Source organism: uncultured Streptococcus sp. (genome assembly GCF_963528215.1).
Classification (GTDB): Bacteria; Bacillota; Bacilli; order Lactobacillales; family Streptococcaceae; genus Streptococcus.
In genome coordinates, this window is record NZ_CAURVL010000003.1 from 69,886 (window position 1) to 85,889 (window position 16,004).

21 protein-coding genes are annotated in these 16,004 nt (G+C 44.5%); 3 read left to right on the forward strand and 18 right to left on the reverse strand.

The window, feature by feature from the left end; genetic code table 11:
- Nucleotides 1-132: 132 nt before the first annotated feature.
- The 5 genes from RWS24_RS02105 to RWS24_RS02125 all read right to left on the reverse strand — a co-directional run bounded on the left by RWS24_RS02105 (nucleotide 133) and on the right by RWS24_RS02125 (nucleotide 5,064).
- Nucleotides 133-1,416 carry a sugar ABC transporter substrate-binding protein gene (locus tag RWS24_RS02105; protein ID WP_314364959.1) on the reverse strand — a complete coding sequence of 428 codons (1,284 nt, stop codon included), beginning with the start codon at nucleotides 1,414-1,416 and terminating at the stop codon, nucleotides 133-135.
- A complete protein-coding gene (locus tag RWS24_RS02110; protein WP_125445446.1) occupies nucleotides 1,413-2,096 on the reverse strand; it encodes a response regulator transcription factor in 684 nt (227 codons plus the stop codon). Before RWS24_RS02110 ends, RWS24_RS02105 begins: the two co-directional genes overlap by 4 nt.
- The gene (locus RWS24_RS02115) at nucleotides 2,089-3,402 is read right to left on the reverse strand and encodes a sensor histidine kinase (protein WP_002907421.1); all 1,314 of its coding nucleotides are present in this window, start codon (nucleotides 3,400-3,402) and stop codon (nucleotides 2,089-2,091) included. The genes RWS24_RS02110 and RWS24_RS02115 overlap by 8 nt, the downstream gene beginning before the upstream one ends.
- Nucleotides 3,402-4,388, reverse strand: coding sequence for a substrate-binding domain-containing protein (locus RWS24_RS02120; RefSeq protein ID WP_314364964.1), 987 nt, complete (start codon nucleotides 4,386-4,388; stop codon nucleotides 3,402-3,404). Before RWS24_RS02120 ends, RWS24_RS02115 begins: the two co-directional genes overlap by 1 nt.
- 280 nt (nucleotides 4,389-4,668) lie before the next feature.
- A complete protein-coding gene (locus tag RWS24_RS02125; protein ID WP_002903597.1) occupies nucleotides 4,669-5,064 on the reverse strand; it encodes a single-stranded DNA-binding protein in 396 nt (131 codons plus the stop codon).
- Between the two features lie 128 nt (nucleotides 5,065-5,192).
- Between RWS24_RS02125 and RWS24_RS02130 the strand changes: the two genes are divergently transcribed.
- The gene (locus tag RWS24_RS02130) at nucleotides 5,193-5,780 is read left to right on the forward strand and encodes a hypothetical protein (protein ID WP_314364966.1); all 588 of its coding nucleotides are present in this window, start codon (nucleotides 5,193-5,195) and stop codon (nucleotides 5,778-5,780) included.
- Nucleotides 5,781-5,869: 89 nt separating this feature from the next.
- Here RWS24_RS02130 and RWS24_RS02135 read toward each other — a convergent pair whose 3' ends face one another.
- The 5 genes from RWS24_RS02135 to RWS24_RS02155 form a co-directional block, all read right to left on the reverse strand.
- Nucleotides 5,870-6,229, reverse strand: a complete 360-nt coding sequence (locus RWS24_RS02135; RefSeq protein WP_002910814.1) for a rhodanese-like domain-containing protein — start codon at nucleotides 6,227-6,229, stop codon at nucleotides 5,870-5,872.
- Nucleotides 6,222-6,653, reverse strand: coding sequence for a transcriptional regulator, SarA/Rot family (locus RWS24_RS02140; RefSeq protein ID WP_314364969.1), 432 nt, complete (start codon nucleotides 6,651-6,653; stop codon nucleotides 6,222-6,224). Before RWS24_RS02140 ends, RWS24_RS02135 begins: the two co-directional genes overlap by 8 nt.
- Before the next feature lie 84 nt (nucleotides 6,654-6,737).
- Nucleotides 6,738-7,364 carry a YtpR family tRNA-binding protein gene (ytpR, locus tag RWS24_RS02145; protein WP_314364972.1) on the reverse strand — a complete coding sequence of 209 codons (627 nt, stop codon included), beginning with the start codon at nucleotides 7,362-7,364 and terminating at the stop codon, nucleotides 6,738-6,740.
- Nucleotides 7,361-7,678 carry a thioredoxin family protein gene (locus RWS24_RS02150; RefSeq protein WP_314365087.1) on the reverse strand — a complete coding sequence of 106 codons (318 nt, stop codon included), beginning with the start codon at nucleotides 7,676-7,678 and terminating at the stop codon, nucleotides 7,361-7,363. The genes ytpR and RWS24_RS02150 overlap by 4 nt, the downstream gene beginning before the upstream one ends.
- 13 nt (nucleotides 7,679-7,691) lie before the next feature.
- Nucleotides 7,692-7,979, reverse strand: a complete 288-nt coding sequence (locus RWS24_RS02155; RefSeq protein WP_002903480.1) for a DUF4651 domain-containing protein — start codon at nucleotides 7,977-7,979, stop codon at nucleotides 7,692-7,694.
- A gap of 170 nt (nucleotides 7,980-8,149) precedes the next feature.
- Here RWS24_RS02155 and pepA point away from each other — a divergent pair, with 170 nt between their 5' ends.
- Both pepA and RWS24_RS02165 read left to right on the forward strand, forming a co-directional pair.
- Nucleotides 8,150-9,214: a glutamyl aminopeptidase gene (gene pepA / locus RWS24_RS02160; RefSeq protein WP_314364975.1), complete on the forward strand. Its 1,065-nt coding sequence runs from the start codon at nucleotides 8,150-8,152 to the stop codon at nucleotides 9,212-9,214.
- A gap of 119 nt (nucleotides 9,215-9,333) precedes the next feature.
- Nucleotides 9,334-10,818, forward strand: coding sequence for a DUF1846 domain-containing protein (locus tag RWS24_RS02165; protein ID WP_314364977.1), 1,485 nt, complete (start codon nucleotides 9,334-9,336; stop codon nucleotides 10,816-10,818).
- A gap of 53 nt (nucleotides 10,819-10,871) precedes the next feature.
- Here the strand turns inward: RWS24_RS02165 and RWS24_RS02170 are convergent, their stop codons facing one another.
- The 8 genes from RWS24_RS02170 to RWS24_RS02205 all read right to left on the reverse strand — a co-directional run bounded on the left by RWS24_RS02170 (nucleotide 10,872) and on the right by RWS24_RS02205 (nucleotide 15,912).
- On the reverse strand, nucleotides 10,872-11,306 hold the full coding sequence (locus RWS24_RS02170; RefSeq protein WP_314364979.1) for a hypothetical protein: 435 nt from the start codon (nucleotides 11,304-11,306) through the stop codon (nucleotides 10,872-10,874).
- 9 nt (nucleotides 11,307-11,315) lie between these two features.
- Entirely contained in the window at nucleotides 11,316-11,480 is a 165-nt protein-coding gene (locus RWS24_RS02175) for a hypothetical protein (RefSeq protein ID WP_111676719.1), read from the reverse strand.
- Nucleotides 11,477-11,680: a helix-turn-helix transcriptional regulator gene (locus tag RWS24_RS02180; RefSeq protein WP_002896748.1), complete on the reverse strand. Its 204-nt coding sequence runs from the start codon at nucleotides 11,678-11,680 to the stop codon at nucleotides 11,477-11,479. The genes RWS24_RS02175 and RWS24_RS02180 overlap by 4 nt, the downstream gene beginning before the upstream one ends.
- 297 nt (nucleotides 11,681-11,977) lie before the next feature.
- Entirely contained in the window at nucleotides 11,978-13,015 is a 1,038-nt protein-coding gene (locus tag RWS24_RS02185) for a HAMP domain-containing sensor histidine kinase (RefSeq protein WP_314364983.1), read from the reverse strand.
- On the reverse strand, nucleotides 12,982-13,680 hold the full coding sequence (locus RWS24_RS02190; RefSeq protein ID WP_004189040.1) for a response regulator transcription factor: 699 nt from the start codon (nucleotides 13,678-13,680) through the stop codon (nucleotides 12,982-12,984). The genes RWS24_RS02185 and RWS24_RS02190 overlap by 34 nt, the downstream gene beginning before the upstream one ends.
- A gap of 12 nt (nucleotides 13,681-13,692) precedes the next feature.
- Nucleotides 13,693-14,415 carry a lantibiotic ABC transporter permease gene (locus RWS24_RS02195; RefSeq protein ID WP_314364985.1) on the reverse strand — a complete coding sequence of 241 codons (723 nt, stop codon included), beginning with the start codon at nucleotides 14,413-14,415 and terminating at the stop codon, nucleotides 13,693-13,695.
- Complete coding sequence (locus RWS24_RS02200) at nucleotides 14,415-15,203, reverse strand: lantibiotic ABC transporter permease (RefSeq protein ID WP_314364986.1); 789 nt, start codon at nucleotides 15,201-15,203, stop codon at nucleotides 14,415-14,417. Before RWS24_RS02200 ends, RWS24_RS02195 begins: the two co-directional genes overlap by 1 nt.
- 1 nt (nucleotide 15,204) lies before the next feature.
- The gene (locus RWS24_RS02205) at nucleotides 15,205-15,912 is read right to left on the reverse strand and encodes an ATP-binding cassette domain-containing protein (RefSeq protein ID WP_314364988.1); all 708 of its coding nucleotides are present in this window, start codon (nucleotides 15,910-15,912) and stop codon (nucleotides 15,205-15,207) included.
- Nucleotides 15,913-16,004 lie beyond the last annotated feature (92 nt).

Genomic DNA, 16,004 nt, shown 5'->3' on the forward strand with positions numbered 1-16,004 from the left:
TGTAATCGGTTTCATATTGTCAAATGTCATTTTGCCCAGATGACATTTGTTAGGAAAAATATGACAATTGTCATATTGGTCTAGTCAGCTCTGCTTTTTTCTGACTTAATTGGCAATAAAAAAGAAAGCAGATTATTTTCCGCTTTCTATTTCTCTTTGAATGCTCGGCAAGGCACTGTCAATCTCTTGATTCTGCATAGCATTTTGAATCAGATAGTCCATCCGGTCCATCGTATGACGGTCTACTTCTAGACTGATGTCAATGATAGAGCGATTCATCATGTGGTCTAGCCTCTCAGAAGTCAAGGAATCCAAGCCAAAATCATCTGCCTGTAAGATTTCTCTAGCCTGTTGACTTTTCACCACAGATGGTAAGACAGAGGTCCCCTGCGATTTTTCAAACAAGGCCTGCTGGCTTTCTTTGTCCTGTGACAGCAAGAGCATAAATTCCCAAGCTAACTTTTCTTGCTTACTATTGGAAGACATGGCAAAGAGCGAGGTCTTAACCTGTGTTCCCATCACCTGGCTGTTGGCTGTCGGCATCGGGATACAAGTCCAAGAAAAGCTAGAATACTTGGCAACATGGTATGGGTAGGGCTTGTAGGTCCGATACTGGGCCAGACTCATAGGATAGAAGGCCACCCGCCCCTCATCAAAGTCATTAGAAGTCACCTTATAGTGCTGGCTGAGCATGTCTAGCTTGCTCATAAAGGCCAAGGCTTGGTGCATCTCTGAGCTGTCTACATTGATACCGGATTTATCGGTAAGATGGCCGCCGTAAGCTACCAGAGCCTGCTGCCAAGTGTAATCCGTAATACCGTACTGATCCACCACACCATCGCCATTGGTATCCTTGGTTACTTTCTTGCAAATCTCATAGAAATCCGCCAGGGTCCAACCTGACTCAGGAATGCTAATTCCTTCTTTTTCAAGCAGGTCTTTATTGACACACATCATGATAGGATTGCTCTCAACTGGAAGAGCATAGCTGACTCCCTGATATTGCCCAGCTTCATAAGCCACCGGATAAAAGGCTGTCCGTTCATCATCCGTTAGGAGGGTATCCAAGGATTTAAGCGCGCCAGTCGAAGCCAACATGCTAAAGTCGTTTTCTGGTACCATAAAGAGATCTGGCTGCTCGCCTTTCAAGACTTGCTCTGCCAGCCAGTCAGCATAATCATTCTTGGGAATACCGCTTTCATAAACGACCTTGACATGAGGATGCGTCTTTTCAAATTTTTTAATCAGGCTGTCCAAGACCTTGTTTTCGCGGCTGTTAGGCACATCCCAGCTAGAGCCAGCATAGACCCCGATACGCAGGACTTTTTCCTGAGCTGAAGCCCAAAAGACAAAAGCCAGAGCAACAGATATGATTAGGACAACCAGCAGGGCCAAATGTCTTAGTCTCCACTTCATTTGTCGCTTTCCTTACTAAAATCTCTCTGGGTGGCTCCGGTCTGCACAGCCCAGATAGCCAGCTGGGTTCGGTCGCGCAAGTTGAGCTTGGCTAGGATACCCGACAGGTAATTTCGGACTGTCCCTTCTGATAGAAAGAGTTTGGCTGCAATTTCTTTATTAGAAATTCCAAAGCCAATCTGCTGGATAATCTTCCACTCCGTCCGGCTCATGTCCTCTATATTTTCCTCCGTCACCGTGATAGCAAAGTTGGACTGGGCCATCTGTGAAAAGATTTTGAAGACCTTGGTAGCAATATTGGGATTGATCATGGCTCCGCCCCGATAGACTGTCTGAATGGCTTCGTGAAGCTCTTCTGTCGAAACCCCTTTGAGAATATAACCAGACGCACCGTATTTGAGAGCAGAGAAGATAAATTCATCGTCATCAAAGGTCGTCAGAATGATAATCTTAACATCCGGATACTGCTCTTTGACAGCCTTAGTACAGAGAACACCGTCCATGACTGGCATGCGAATATCCATCAGAATCACATCTGGGCGTACCCGATGAAGCTTTTCCAGCACTTCCTTGCCGTCTCCGACCGTCCCGACCACCTCAATATCTGCGTGGGCTGACAGGATGATTTGCAGAGACTCGCGAATCAAGGCCTGATCGTCTGCTATTAAAACCTTAATCATGTCTTCCTCCTATTTTTGGGATTTCGATATGCGTGTAGAAACCGTCCCGATTTTCAAATCGGACGCTTCCGCCAATAATCATTAGACGCTCCTGCATCTGCTTGAGGCCATAGCCATAGTGGAGTTCATCAAAGCCAACACCATCATCCTGAATGGTCATTACATAGGACTCTTCCTCCAGTAGCTCAATCCAGATAGTCTTGGCATGCCCATGGCGGACAGAGTTGGTAATAGACTCCTGAATCACCCGGAAGACAATGTCTTCCTTGGCAATATCCAAGTCAATATTATCCCATTCGTAGCGGAGATGAATCTCCAAATTGGAGATGGCTTCATACTCACGTATAATCTTAATCAGAGCTTCCTTCAAAGTGTTATTTTCCAGAGCTCCTGGTCGCATCTTATTGAGCGAGCCTCGGACATCACGGATACCGTCTCGAACGACGACTGAAACATTATTGAGCTGCTCCTTAGCCCGATTGGTATCAATATCAACCAAGACCTTGACCGCATCAATACCCGCCGAAATTCCCGTTAGGGCATGGCCCAATGTATCGTGAATCTCTCTTGCAATCCGCTTCCGCTCTCGATCTTCTGCTATTTTTTCGGACAAGGCCAGATAAGAGTTCAACTCGCGATTGGCCTGAGAAGCCATGCGCAGCTCTTCCTCAATCCGATGACGCTCTGTAATAGCCGACAAGATATAGAAGAGCAAGGAAATCATAAAGACAACTATATTGAGGGAGTAGAGAAAGTTCTTGCCAAAAAGCAATAATAGCCGGACGGACTCTGGGTAAAAACGAATATAGGTATCTAGAGAAGGCAGCTTGATAAAGAGCGACATGAGGTCATAGTTGGACAAGAGCAGCATGCCAAAGCTCAAAATAATGAAAGAAAACCAGTACTTCTTGTCCTTGGAAGAATTGAACTCCTTAGAGCCATAGAAAATATCCGCAAACACCAAGAGAATCAAGCCATTGTAGGACGAGTGTAATACGGAAAAGATGACCAGCATGAGCAGGATTTCAATAATGGTCGCCTTGTCATAGACGGACAGCTGATTGGGGTGGCGCTCGCGATAGTACATGACCAAAAGCAGACAGGCATACAGACTAATTGATACCCAGAAAATCAAGCTGGGAGAGCCCGGAATGGCATCCAAGCGCTCTAAAAGCGAGTGACTGAAGCCCTTAGCTGCTACATAGTTGGTCGCAAAGAGATAGATAGAGGCATTATAGACAATGGCAACCAGATTAATGACCATCAGGGCTATTTTGCTGTAAAATATACTTTTTTGAGGTCTCATTATTGCCACCCTGTAACTGTGTATTGACTGATATTATCTCTATTAACCAGATGAACGGGAATCAGGTATTGGCTATCGTAGGATTTCCCCTCCTGCATCAGCTCAATTACCTGCGCCACCTTGCGTCCCATTTGAATGGGCGATTGAGCCACTGTTCCCTCTATGTCGCTAGTCGTAGCCAGAAAATTTTTGATATCTGGTGAACCATCCACGCCATAGATTGAGATTTTCTTATCAAGACCTTGATTTTTAATAGCAGCCAAGGCCCCGATGGCTGCTCGATCATTGAGCGCCATAACCACATTGAAGTCCAAACCTTCGTCTAGAGCCCCTTTGACCTGTGGCATGGTTTCCTCGGTCTGGCCTAGTGTTTCTTTCTGGGAAACAATCTTGTAGCTAGGCTGTTTTTCAATCGTATCAATAAATCCCTGAATCCGGTCCATGGCAGAGACGGCATTGCGGTGCTCTAAAAGGAGAATGTTGGCAGAAGGCAAGCGCTTCATCATGTCCTGGGCAATCAGGACGCCTGCTTGGTAGTTATCAGACACAATGGTCGTATCCACTTTTACATCCTGACTGATAGGCGCATCCACTACGATGATTTTAATACCAGCTTTCTTGGCCTTTTGAAGAGAGGAAATAATACTTGGACTATTGCTTTTCACCGGATTGATAACAATGACATCAACCTTTTCACGGACAAAAAAGTCAATCTGCTGGCTCTGCTTGCCCTCATCCAGCTCAGGATCCCGAACGTAGAGCCTGCTGCCCTGCTGGTTGGTTTTCTTCTCCAGCTCCGCATTTAAGGTCTTGTAAAAGTCATTGTTCATGGTCATGTAGGTCACCCCAATCTTGACCTGCTTCTCATCTGGCAGAACACCCTTGAAATAAACAAAAAGCAAACCCAAGATAAGCAGAATAAAAAGCGGCCAGAGAGCCTTCTTCTGATAATGCTGTATCCGTTTTTTGACCTTAGCTGATACCATTTTTCACCCCCTATGCCGTAAGCGCCTTTATGAAACATATAGGATTATTATATTACAAAGCCTCCAAAAAGCAAAATCTTTCCAGAAACGGCTATAATAAAAGAGGTGAGACAGAATCTAAAAAATCCATGATTTTTGATTCTTGGTCCCACCTCGACAATCATCATTAAACTTTTAAAAGCTGGATAGAAATAGACTTTCAGTCAAACAGATCTTGCATCCTGCAAAACTGAATGATGATTTTTTAGAGCAAGGTCATTTCCCAGTCTTTGCTCCTTGCTTAAAAGGGAAGTTCCTCTTCTTCCAACACCAAATCTGCTAAATCAGCTCCGCTATTATTTTCACGCAGAGCGCGCTGGGCCCGACTTTCCAGGAGCTGGAAGCTATGACAGAGCACTTCTGTCACATAATGAGTCGCCCCCTCCTTCTCATAGCGACGAGTCCGTAGCTCACCATCCAGAGAAATCAAGCTGCCCTTACTTGCATAGCTGGCTAAAGTCTCAGCTAGACGACCCCAGACAACCACATTTACAAAATCCGCCTCACGCTCACCGCTCTGAGATTTATAACGACGATTAACTGCGACCGTTGCACGAGCCACAGATTTTTCATTCGCAGTCTTGTGCAGTTCAGGCATAGCCGTCAGCCGGCCGATTACAATTACTTTATTATACATTTTATATCCTCCTAACTTATCATTCGTAATAGGAGGCAAAAAGTGAAAAAAATGTGGTATAGTAAAGATAAAAAAGAAAGTTGCAGTTTCTGCCCCTTTTCTACTAGATTTGTACGACGGAGGCTCCGATGACCATTAAACATTCGCCTGTGAAAAATATTCTTTTTATCTTAATCTCTCTGTGGTTCGGAGGTTTTTCTGCCTGGGCTGCCGTAGACTACCTGACTAGCTCCAACCCCTACAAAGACACTAGTTTCTTTGTCATTAGTCTGCTGGTTGCTGCTTTCTTCTTACTGCTCCTTATCTTTGCTATTCGCAGGCTAACCATTCATGCGACTATCCTCTCCTTTGACCACGACTATGTGACCTACCACTATAGCGGACTCTTATCAGCTGCCACCTACTGCATTCCTATGCAGCAGATTAGTCATGCTCGCTACAGCCGAGACAGTGAAGAATCCGAGATTAGTCTTTGGATGGAGGACGGCTTCCATGACTTTGCAGCCTTTAACCATCCCCGTCATAAGATTTATGCCTATCCTGACAGCCAGCTCATCGGCATTGTTTTCAAGAGAAAGCGCCTCAAAGCATTGGAAGACCACAACCTAAACAGCCTTATCTACCAATACAAATACAGCACTCCGAGCCAGATTCCCACAGCCACTCCTCAATCATCAACCGACTCGCAAAGCAATAGCGACAGCGTCTTCTTTTGAGACAATGTGAGGAAAAATTTTAAAATACTTACAATCATTACAGCAGTGAAGCAAATGAGAAATTAAGCTCATTTGCTTCACTGCTATTGTTAATTATGCAAATCTTCTGTAGATAAACCTAAAGTTTTCCAAGCAGCTATACCACCAGATAATTCTCTTACTTTGAAATGATTTTCCAACAAGATAATGGAAGCTTTTTTAGCCATATTGCACCAAACATCCCAACAATAAACAACAATTTCCTTATCCTTAGGCAACTCCTCTAAACAGGAAGCTAAGTTATTCAGAGGAATTTCTATCGCTCCTTGAATTTTTTCTTTCTTCAAATGCGGAGGGGCATTTCGCACATCAATTAACATGAACTCTGTTCCTGATTTAGCTTGTGCCAAATAGTCCATCGGACTAATAGTCAACTCTGTTTGCAGTTTTAAAAATTCTAATTTATCCATTGTTCTTCTCCTTTATAAATTGAGCAATATCTAAGATAACCTTCTCTTGAATAGCTGATAAGTCATTCAGCACTTCTTTCTCGACTTCTAGCATTTTTAGCCACATTGTTTCTACAAGTTCTCTACCGCTATCTGTTAGCAACACGATGTTTTGCCGGCGATCCTGTGGATTCCGCTTCCGAAAAATTAGTTCTTTCATTTCCAAGCAATCAATTAATTGTCCAATAGTTGTTCTATCAATTTTAAGCAAATCGCCAACATTTATTTGCGTTAGATCTTCCTTGTTAGATATGGCCAACAGTATCCCATAATCTCTTGAATTTATTTGATATTCTTTCAACAATTCTGAGAAACGCCAATCCATTTCCTGAGCTATTTTGCTTAATTGAAAACCCAACGATTTATTTACATCTATATTAATCACCCTTTCTGATAATCAGTTTAGCTGATTATATAACAAAAATATTCTTTTGTCAAAAAAAGAACCTGCAATTTTGCAGATTCTTATTTATCCCTGCCAATGTTTGGCTGGGTCAAAGGCGGTTCCAACTAGTTCGCTATCGGATAATTCAATGATGCCGCGTTTTTGAGGCGCATTAGGTAACTGAAGTTCCCGTGGGCTGCACATCATCCCAAAACTCTTTTCGCCTCGAAGTTCTCCCGGAAAAATCAAATTCCCTTTCGGCATCATAGCACCTGGCAGCGCTACAATCGTTTTGAGGCCGACTTTGGCATTAGGAGCACCGGCCACGATTTGAACGGTCTTATCAGCAGCTATCTGCACTTGGCAGATATTCAGGTGGTCACTATCTGGATGAGCTACCATCTCAACAATTTCTCCAACCACAAACTTAGGCTGGCTGTCATTAACCAAGTCCGCTGGGAAGCCTTCCTTGCTCAGCTCCTGATTGAGAACGGCCACTTGCTCATCTGTCAAAAAGACCTGTCCGCACTCTGCAATTTCAAAAAGGTCTGACTGCTCAAAAATATTCCAAGCTACTGTCTGGCCATTATCTTCACGGTAAACACGCACTACCCGTCCTTTGCGTTCAGCTGCCAGTTTAGCTCCTTGATTGTCCGCAGCAATAACCATCAGCACGTCGCCGACATATTCTTTATTATAGGTAAAAATCATTTTACGCTCCCTTTTTCTCTTATACTAGCTAAAAATTCATTGATTTGGCCTTTGGTCTTGCGGTCACGATTGACCAGACGGCCAATCTCCTGTCCCTTTTCCAACACTACTAAGCTGGGAATCCCGTAAACGTCCCACTCTTTGGCCAGACCCAAATAGGTATCACGGTCCACTTGGATAAAGCGATAGTCAAGATTTTCAGCTTCTATCTCTGGCAGAAAAGGTTTGATAAATCGGCAATCTCCGCACCAGTCAGCCGTGAAAAAGAAGACAGTCTTCTCCCCATCATTGACATAAGAAGCCAATTCCTCTATATTTACAGGAAAATCATGCTTCTTCCTCGTAGCTTAGCTGACCATTTTCATAGACAAAGGCAAAATGACGGTCGTCCTCTAGGACCAGACCGCCAACCAAGCGGTCATCTGTGGACTCGTAGAGCTTGACATAAAGGCAGGAAATAGTACCCTGACTGGAAAAGAAATCTCGCACAAGCTCGACGATTTCCTCCCGATTACGCAGTCGTTTCTGCTCCTGTACGACTTTGGCTGCCCCAAAAGCCAGCGCTCCAGCCCCCAAAAGGGCGGTTGTGGTTAAAATGATTTTTTTAGCTTTCATGTAGAATATTTTAACACAAAAGAGCAGAGGCGACAAACAATATTCCAGATTTTACTTAGATAAGCTGGATTCTTGAATGGGCAGTCCTGTTGATTCAGGCAAGCTATAAGATTTCCCTACTCATTTACCGTAAAAAGTGATAAAATAGAGGGCAGAAAGAAGGTAAGTTTATGACAACATTATTTTCAAAAATCAAGGAAGTAACAGAGATTTCTGCTATTTCGGGTCACGAGGCACCTGTTCGCAGCTACCTGCGGGAAAAACTCACTCCCCATGTTGATGAGGTCGTCACCGACGGTCTGGGCGGTATCTTTGGGGTTCGCCATGCAGAAGCTGAAAATGCTCCCCGTGTATTGGTAGCGGCTCACATGGACGAGGTTGGCTTTATGGTCAGCGAGATCAAAGCTGACGGAACTTTCCGCGTAGTGGAAATCGGCGGCTGGAACCCGCTGGTCGTTAGCAGCCAACGCTTCAAACTCTTTACCCGTGAAGGTCGGGAAATTCCTGTCATCTCAGGCTCTGTCCCTCCTCATCTGACGCGCGGATCTGGCGGACCAGTTATGCCACAGATTGCAGATATTGTTTTTGACGGTGGCTTTGCGGATAAGGCGGAAGCTGAAAGCTACGGCATCCGTCCAGGAGATACGATCGTGCCAGATAGCTCTGCTATTCTCACAGCTAACGGGAAAAATATCATCTCCAAAGCCTGGGACAATCGCTACGGCGTCCTTATGGTCAGCGAATTAGCTCAAGCCTTGTCTGGTCAACCACTAGACAGCCAACTCTATGTCGGTGCTAATGTTCAAGAAGAAGTTGGCCTGCGTGGTGCCCATGCTTCAACGACAAAATTTGCCCCTGAAGTCTTTCTGGCTGTGGATTGCTCCCCAGCGGGTGACATCTACGGTGGTCAAGGGGCCATCGGCGACGGAACCTTGATTCGCTTCTTTGACCCTGGTCATCTCATGCTACCAGCTATGAAGGACTTCCTCTTGACAACTGCTGAGGAAGCCGGCATCAAGTATCAATACTACTGTGGCAAGGGCGGAACCGATGCTGGTGCTGCCCATCTCCAAAGCGGCGGCGTACCATCTACTACCATTGGTGTCTGCGCCCGCTACATCCATTCCCACCAAACTCTCTATGCCATGGACGATTTCCTACAAGCACAAGCTTTCCTGCAAGCTCTGGTCAAAAAGCTGGATCGCTCAACGGTGGACACGATTACCAACTATTAATTTCAAAAAGCAGCCCGTTCTTCATTCGGGCTGCTATCTCTTTTGCCTAATACTTTCCCTTTCAACTTTCCAATTTGAAGAAAATTTTGTTATAATGCTTAGCAGAGGTGAAAATATACATGAAAAAAATTGCTTTTGATTCTGAGAAATACTTAAACCTGCAGCGCGACCATATCTTGGAGCGCATCAATCAATTTGAGGGCAAACTTTACATGGAATTCGGTGGTAAAATGCTGGAAGACTTCCATGCTGCCCGTGTCCTGCCAGGCTATGAGCCGGACAATAAAATCAGACTTCTCAAAGAGCTCAAGGACCAAGTTGAGATTGTCATTGCCATCAATGCTAATAATATTGAGCACTCTAAGGCGCGTGGCGATTTGGGCATTTCCTATGATCAGGAAGTGCTGCGACTGATTGATACCTTTAACGAGCTGGATATTTATGTAGGCTCAGTGGTCATCACCCAGTATTCCGGCCAGCCAGCAGCTGACCTCTTCCGCAGCCAGCTGGAAAAGAATGGCATCGCTTCCTACATCCACTACCCGATCAAGGGCTATCCGACCGACATGGACCATATCATCTCACCTGAAGGTATGGGGAAAAACGACTACATAAAAACTAGCCGTAATCTAGTCGTAGTAACTGCACCTGGTCCTGGTTCTGGTAAATTGGCTACTTGCCTATCCAACATGTACCACGACCAAATCAATGGCATCAAATCAGGCTACGCCAAGTTTGAAACCTTCCCAGTTTGGAATCTGCCCCTGCACCATCCAGTCAATTTAGCTTATGAGGCAGCGACGGCAGACCTGGACGATGTCAACATGATTGATCCTTTCCACCTGCAAACCTACGGAAAAACCACCGTCAACTACAATCGTGATATTGAAATTTTCCCAGTCCTCAAACGTATGCTGGAGCGCATCCTAGGCAAATCACCTTATGCTTCTCCAACGGATATGGGCGTCAACATGGTTGGCTTTGCCATTGTAGACAACGATGCAGCTATCGAGGCATCTCAACAGGAAATCATCCGTCGCTACTACCAGACCATTCTGGACTTCAAGGCGGAGCGCGTTCCTGAATCTGCTGTCAAGAAAATCGAACTTTTGATGAACGACTTGGGCATCACACCACTAGACCGTAAGGTAACAGTTGTTGCGCGCGATAAAGCTGAAACCACTGGTGAGCCAGCTCTGGCCTTGGAATTGCCAAACGGTGAAATCGTAACCGGTAAGACCTCTGAACTCTTTGGCCCTACGGCAGCTGTATTGATTAATGCCATTAAGAAATTAGCCAATATCGCCAAAGAGACCAAGCTGATCGAGCCTGAGTATGTCAAGCCAATCCAAGGCCTGAAAATCAATCATCTGGGCAGCCGAAATCCGCGACTCCACTCAAACGAAATCTTGATGGCTCTGGCAATCACAGCCATGGAAAATCAAGATGCAGCAAATGCTATGCAGCAACTCGGTAATCTCAAGGGCAGCGAGGCCCACTCCACTGTCACTCTGACTGATGAAGACAAAAACGTCCTGCGCAAACTAGGCATCCATGTGACCATGGATCCCGTTTACCAGTATGATCGACTCTATAGAAAATAAAAACAAGCTCTGTTAAAAGCTTGTTTAGAAAGCTGGCGTCGCCAGCTTTTTTCTTAATAACGCTTAGATAGGAGAAAACGCAAGAGATAGTAAAGTCCCAAAACCAGAATAATGGTCACGGTCAGAAACTGATTGAGACTTAAGATGATTGGAAAAACCATAGACAAAACACTCAAGCACGCTGCCAGCAGCAAAAGAATATTAAAAAGTAGAGTGCGAGTCTTTTCGTCAATCATGCGATTGCGCTCATCAGTCACCAGAATGTAGAGCCGCTCAAAATTTTCCTCCCGTCTTAGGGCAAGATTATACCGAATAGTCATCAAAGAAAGCCCCAGCAGTATGCCGACCATGACTCCTTCCTGCCAATCATTCAGAGAATGAAAGTGGCTCCAGGCCAGTCCTACCAAGATGATTAAGATTAAGATACGCCCCACGATAACTTTTCTTTGAAGTTTTTTTCGAAATTCTTGTTTAGTTAATGTTTCCATGTCAGCCTCCTATTTTTCATACGCTTGAAAAATTTTCAACATCACCACAATCAGGAACATTCCCACAAAAGGCAGGATTTCCTTAGGGATAAAATTGGATTGCAAATGGAGATAAGCTAAGCCAACCACCACCAAAATAGCCAATATCCATTTACACAAATAAATCCATTTCATGATTCATCCTCCTCAAAGAGAAACACTTCTTCAATCCTTAAATTGAAAAAGGATGCAATTTTATGAGCCAAAAGCAACGAGGCATTGTAGCGGCCTTTTTCCAAAGAAATAATCGTTTGTCTCGTGACCTCTAGCTTCTCAGCCAGTTCTTCTTGGCTGAGCTTTTTTCTTTTCCGTAATTCTTGAATTCGATTTTCCAAGGCTGCCTCCTTTTCACAATGTAAAACAAACTTTACTTTTCAAATATAGTATAGCTCACTTTACATATTTTGTCAAGAAGAAAGCGGCAAAAAAAGAGGCTGGGACAAAAGTCCTAGCCTCTCAATTGTCTTTGGATTGTCGAGCAAGACGCAGTGGTTGAGTGGGCTCTACTACGCTGATTTCATCAGCTTTTACAGCCCTACTCAACTGTGCGGAGGTGGGACGACGAAATCGAATTCTAACGAATTACCGATTTCTGTCCCACTCTCTTTTATCATCTTTATTGATTTCCTTTGTTATTTGCTTTCCAAAGCTACAGTCAACTCGACACAGGCTCCTCCTTGGTCTGGATTGAGCAGGGTCAGACGACCACCATGCAAGAGAGCTACCTGCTTAGAAAAGGCTAAGCCGATACCATGATGGGGATTAGCTGAATTGCGGCTTTGGTCACTCTGGTAAAAGAGCTGTTCCGCTCCCAGCAGCATCTCCTCTGAAAATGCAGGGCCATTGTTCCAGATATCAAAAACTAACTGGTCCTGTTGTATTGATACCGTCAACTTCACTTCCTTTTGGCCCTGGTCAGCATGTTCAAGCGCATTCAGTAAGATATTGAGCAAAGCCCGCTTGAGATAGTCCAAATGAATGGACAATCTCAAGCTAAGATCACAATCTTCTTGGAGATAAAAATGATAGCTTTCCTGTTTGCTGAACAGTGCCCAGTCGTCCTGTAAATCAGCCAAAAAGTCCTCCAAGGAAAGCTGACTGAACTGATTAGAATCAATCTGAAAAGTCTTAGCGTAATCAATCAAAGAGCCACAATACTCTTCCATCTTGTGACTAGCCTGCAAAATCTCAGCAGCATAGTCTGCCTGTGGCTGGCCCAACTGCGCCAACTCCAAGAGCTCAGCATTCCCCTTAATCACAGTTAGGGGCGTCTTCAAATCGTGCGATGTCGCTGATAGCTGTAAAATCAACTCCTGATTATGCTGCTGCTCTCTTTCTAGAAGACGAGCATTTTCTTGATGGCTGCTCCGTAAATCGCTATAAACTTCTAGCATTTCCTCGATCCGAAAAAGCTGGCTTTGATTTTCTTCTAAAAGCTTCTCGCTCTTTAGCATTTTTATTTCCCTGTCGATTTTTCGGAGCAATTTCAAAATATGATAAAAAGTAATCAGCAGCAAGCTCCCCGCCCAAAAGAACAAGGTGAAAAGAACGTGATTACTTCCTTGCGTAAATTCATAGCCTATAAGCACAAAAATCAAAACATGAAAAAAGACGATTTTTAAACTGGTTGTCCAGACTAGGCTTTTGAAATTTCGGGTTCTAATTGCCATCTATAGCCTACTCCTCTCACTGTTGCGATTGCTTGCAGCCCTTCTTGTTTGCATTTTTGACGAATCTGATACACGTATTCTGAGATGGAGCGAAGCTGTGTTTCTGAGCTTTCTGGGTAAAGCAAGGTATGCAGGCGTTCAGCTGAAAAGGTCTGCTTGGGATTACTAGCTAGTAAATGCAGCAACTTAAACTCTCGCTCTGAAAATTTCAAGACTTTACCAAAACAGGCAACTTCATAGCGCTCTGGATAAAATTGACAAGAAGCAATCTCAGAATAGCGCTCCTCGCGTCTTTCCTCTCGCCGAAAATGAGCCCTGACACGCGCCAGCAATTCTTTGGTCCCAAAAGGCTTGACAATATAGTCATCTGCTCCACGAAAGAGCCCTTCCACTTTGTCCGCCTCCAACTCCTTGGCCGTCAGAAAGATGATTGGACACGAAAGATGAGGACGAATGTAGGAACACAGCTCAAAACCATTAACAGGCTCCATCATCACATCCAGCAGAATCAAGTCATATCCGACAAAATGCGTCAGCTCTAGCTCTTCTATCCGATCAAGCGTCGTCACATCATAAACATCGAGCTCTAGGACATTTTTCACTAGCTTCAAAATGCTCCGGTCGTCATCAACCACCAAAATACGATACTGTCTCATAATTTCCATTATAGCATACCTCTAGCGAACATCTCGTTTCAAGCTTAAGAATATAGCAGAGCTCCAAACCAAAGCTAGCCAGAACAGCTGTATTCCCAGACCTGATAAATCTATTGAATGCTGAAGCTCTTTATACTCAAAAAGATTTAGCGTAGCCAGATCGGGCAGATATTTTGCTTCTTTGATGAAAGTCGCCAATAAACGGCTGAGACCAATCAAGAGAGGAAAGAGCACCGACACCGGCACAACCCAAGATTGAAATAGCAAAGCGAGGCCAGCAGTTAAAAAAGCCAGAAAAAGATTGCTGAGAAGACCAAAAGAGCTGTAATAGAGGAATTTCCCCAGTAAGGGCCAGCTAAAGTCTAGGTCAAATCGAGCCAGCATAACAAAGAAACAGCTGCCTATCATGACACTGTAGAGAACCAAGAGCAGAACGGCCAGAAAAAGGAATTTCCCAGCCAACCAAGCCTTTCTATTTGATACGGTTAGAAAATTCGTTCGCATCCCAGACTTGACAAACTCCTGGGCAAAATAGAGGGAAGTAAAGATGACGATGACAGGCTGCGCCAGATAGAGAGCATGCAAAGCCTCGCTCAGAGCTTTTGTCTGGCCAACTGCTGTCTGACTATAGTCAAGATTCATCAGAAAAAAAGGAACAGCTACCAGAGCCACCAAGGCTGCACCAAGAGCGAGATAGTAAGAACGGAACTTAATCCATTCACTTCTAAGCAGAGCTTTTATCATCAGTAGCGTCCTCCTAAATCCGTCTTCAAAAAGCGCAGAGAGGTCATACCGCCGATGACTAGGATCCATGCACCAAGTATCAACAGCCCTTGCAAGGGATTGTTGGCATATTGGGAAGTTGGCGTTGCAGCAAACAACTCTCCTGCTGGCTGTGGCAAATAAGCTCCCCAACTCGTGTGAACTGCCAGGTAGTTTCCTAGATTATAGATCTGTGGCACGAGAAAAAGCAGAGGAACCAGCATGGTCCGAGCCAATAAACCTAACAAAAATGAAAGGATTCCTAATAAGGTTAGAGATAAGGTTTTCCACAAAATCAAATTCCAAGCTGCCTGATTGAGCAGAATCGGATTAAGCCCTTCCTTTCCTAAAGCGAGATGCATGACCATATAACTAAAGTAGATTGATAAAAAGCTAGTAGCAAGAGAAAAGCAAGTAAAGGTCATGAGTTTCCCCACAAGCAACTTCAGACGGTTATTACAGGTCAAAAGACTGGTTCTCAAGCTATGAGACTGAAATTCCATAGCTCCCAAAATTCCAGCTAAAATGACCAAAACCATGCCCACCATAGAAGCCCCATTGAGGCCTAGATATTCCAGCGGGTCAATGGCTTCTGCCAGGCCGGGAACCGTCTCAGGCGTGGCATCCAAGCCGACAGATAAATACTGTCGGCCCTCTAGCCAGGATACGGCAGGCACCAATAGCAGCATGAAGGCCATACTCACTTTGAAAGCCTTGGTTGAGCAAATTTTCAACCATTCTGAATGCAATAAGGACATCATTTCTTTCATCTTAAACCTCCTCTGTCAAATCAAAGAAGAGATCTTCTAGACTGTCTGAATCTTGCAGCACCTCTTCCAATGGTCCCTGCTCAATAATTCGCCCATGATGAATCAAGACTACATCATCTGTCACCATTTGCACCTCTGATAGGATATGAGAAGATAGAAGTACCGTTTTCCCTAAATCAGCCTGCTGACGGATGAACTTTCTAAACCACTTAATCCCACTTGGATCCAGTCCATTGGTCGGCTCATCTAATATAAGAAACTGAGGATCTCCCAGCAAAGCTGCTGCCAAACCCAACCGCTGACCTTCCCCCAGAGACAGGCTTGACAAGAGGTCCTTCCTCTTATGAGCGATTCCAGTCATCTCTAAAACTTCATCAATCCGAGACTTGGGAATAGCATTACTCGCTGCAATAATCCTCAAGTGGTCATAGACCTTTCGATTTGGCAGACCGCCAATGCCGTCAAAGGCTGCACCTACCGTTTTGAGCGGATAGGTCATTGACTGATAGGTTTGCCCATCAAAAGTCGCAGTCCCAGACGTCGCCCGATCTAACCCCAAGAGAATCCTCAAGGTCGAACTTTTACCAGCACCATTCGGGCCTAGAAAAGCTGTAATCCGCCCGCTTCTAGCTGTAAAAGAAATATCTTCTAAAATCTGCTTGCTGCCATGCTTTTTGCAGACTCCTTCTATTTTCACCATATGTTCCATATTGAACTCCTTTTGATTTTTCTTTAGTATACAGGGGCAAGTTCAGAAAAAGTTCAGACAATAAAAAAAACTTGCCTTGCGACAAGTTTCTT

Excerpts from the sequence above, each read along its gene's own strand:
- RWS24_RS02120 (WP_314364964.1), bottom strand. The coding sequence starts at position 4,388 with ATGGTATCAGCTAAGGTCAAAAAACGGATACAGCATTATCAGAAGAAG.
- ytpR (WP_314364972.1), bottom strand. The coding sequence starts at position 7,364 with ATGATTTTTACCTATAATAAAGAATATGTCGGCGACGTGCTGATGGTT.
- RWS24_RS02115 (WP_002907421.1), bottom strand. The coding sequence starts at position 3,402 with ATGAGACCTCAAAAAAGTATATTTTACAGCAAAATAGCCCTGATGGTC.
- RWS24_RS02165 (WP_314364977.1), top strand. The coding sequence starts at position 9,334 with ATGAAAAAAATTGCTTTTGATTCTGAGAAATACTTAAACCTGCAGCGC.
- RWS24_RS02170 (WP_314364979.1), bottom strand. The coding sequence starts at position 11,306 with ATGGAAACATTAACTAAACAAGAATTTCGAAAAAAACTTCAAAGAAAA.
- RWS24_RS02205 (WP_314364988.1), bottom strand. The coding sequence starts at position 15,912 with ATGGAACATATGGTGAAAATAGAAGGAGTCTGCAAAAAGCATGGCAGC.
- RWS24_RS02200 (WP_314364986.1), bottom strand. The coding sequence starts at position 15,203 with ATGAAAGAAATGATGTCCTTATTGCATTCAGAATGGTTGAAAATTTGC.
- RWS24_RS02190 (WP_004189040.1), bottom strand. The coding sequence starts at position 13,680 with ATGGAAATTATGAGACAGTATCGTATTTTGGTGGTTGATGACGACCGG.
- RWS24_RS02185 (WP_314364983.1), bottom strand. The coding sequence starts at position 13,015 with ATGGCAATTAGAACCCGAAATTTCAAAAGCCTAGTCTGGACAACCAGT.
- RWS24_RS02130 (WP_314364966.1), top strand. The coding sequence starts at position 5,193 with ATGACCATTAAACATTCGCCTGTGAAAAATATTCTTTTTATCTTAATC.
- RWS24_RS02195 (WP_314364985.1), bottom strand. The coding sequence starts at position 14,415 with ATGATAAAAGCTCTGCTTAGAAGTGAATGGATTAAGTTCCGTTCTTAC.
- RWS24_RS02105 (WP_314364959.1), bottom strand. The coding sequence starts at position 1,416 with ATGAAGTGGAGACTAAGACATTTGGCCCTGCTGGTTGTCCTAATCATA.
- RWS24_RS02110 (WP_125445446.1), bottom strand. The coding sequence starts at position 2,096 with ATGATTAAGGTTTTAATAGCAGACGATCAGGCCTTGATTCGCGAGTCT.
- RWS24_RS02175 (WP_111676719.1), bottom strand. The coding sequence starts at position 11,480 with ATGAAATGGATTTATTTGTGTAAATGGATATTGGCTATTTTGGTGGTG.
- RWS24_RS02155 (WP_002903480.1), bottom strand. The coding sequence starts at position 7,979 with ATGAAAGCTAAAAAAATCATTTTAACCACAACCGCCCTTTTGGGGGCT.
- pepA (WP_314364975.1), top strand. The coding sequence starts at position 8,150 with ATGACAACATTATTTTCAAAAATCAAGGAAGTAACAGAGATTTCTGCT.
- RWS24_RS02125 (WP_002903597.1), bottom strand. The coding sequence starts at position 5,064 with ATGTATAATAAAGTAATTGTAATCGGCCGGCTGACGGCTATGCCTGAA.
- RWS24_RS02135 (WP_002910814.1), bottom strand. The coding sequence starts at position 6,229 with ATGGATAAATTAGAATTTTTAAAACTGCAAACAGAGTTGACTATTAGT.